This window comes from Micromonospora sp. NBS 11-29 (genome assembly GCF_002140155.1).
Taxonomy (GTDB): Bacteria; Actinomycetota; Actinomycetes; order Mycobacteriales; family Micromonosporaceae; genus Micromonospora.
Genome location: NZ_NAPR01000023.1, coordinates 165,389 through 166,222 on the forward strand (window position 1 = coordinate 165,389; position 834 = coordinate 166,222).

Genomic DNA, 834 nt, shown 5'->3' on the forward strand with positions numbered 1-834 from the left:
GCCGGCGAGTCCGGCCGGGTGATCGTCTGCTCCGGCTACATGCGCGACGAGGTGGGCGCGCTGTTCGGCGTGGACGCCGCCCGGGTCGACGTGGTCCCCAACGGCGTCGAGCCGCACCGGTGGCGGGTGCCCGCGTCGGCGGTCACCGCCGCCCGGACCCGCTTCGCCGCCGACGGCCCGCTGGTCACGTTCGCCGGCCGGCTGGTCTACGAGAAGGGCGTGCAGCACCTGCTGGCCGGGCTGCCCCGGCTGCGCGAGCGCCACCCCGGGCTGCGCGCGGTCATCGTCGGTGACGGGCCGTACCGGGCGGAACTGGAGGCCGAGGTGCACCGCCTCGGGCTGGGCGCCACGGTCAGCATGCCCGGCTTCCTCGGCGGCACCGACCTGCCCGCCGTGATGGCCGCCTCGGACTGCTTCGTGGTGCCCAGCATCTACGAGCCGTTCGGCATGGTCGCGCTGGAGGGCGCCGCGGCGGGCGCGCCGCTCGCGGTCTCGCGTACCGGCGGGCTGGCCGAGATCGTCGAGCCGGGCGTCACCGGGATGACGTTCGCGCCGCAGGACCCGCAGGGGCTCGCCGAGGCGGTGCACGCGGTGCTCGCCGACACCGACCGGGCCCGCGCCATGGCCCGCCGCGCCCGCGCCATGGTGCACGAGCAGTACGGCTGGTCGGCCATCGCGTCGCGCACCGCGTCCGCGTACGCCGCCGCGATCGCCGGCGACCCGGCGTTCACCGCGGCCCGGGCCGAGCAGCGGATGTCCGCCGGCAACCGTCTCCCGGCCCTCCCCGCCGGCAACCTCCTCACCGCCGCCGGTTTGCGGTAAGGCGGGGGGCCC

General features: G+C 77.6%; 1 pseudogene. It reads left to right on the top strand.

The window, feature by feature from the left end:
• Positions 1-822, top strand: a pseudogene (locus tag B1205_RS25305) (glycosyltransferase family 4 protein); the annotation flags it as partial.
• Positions 823-834: the final 12 nt, after the last annotated feature.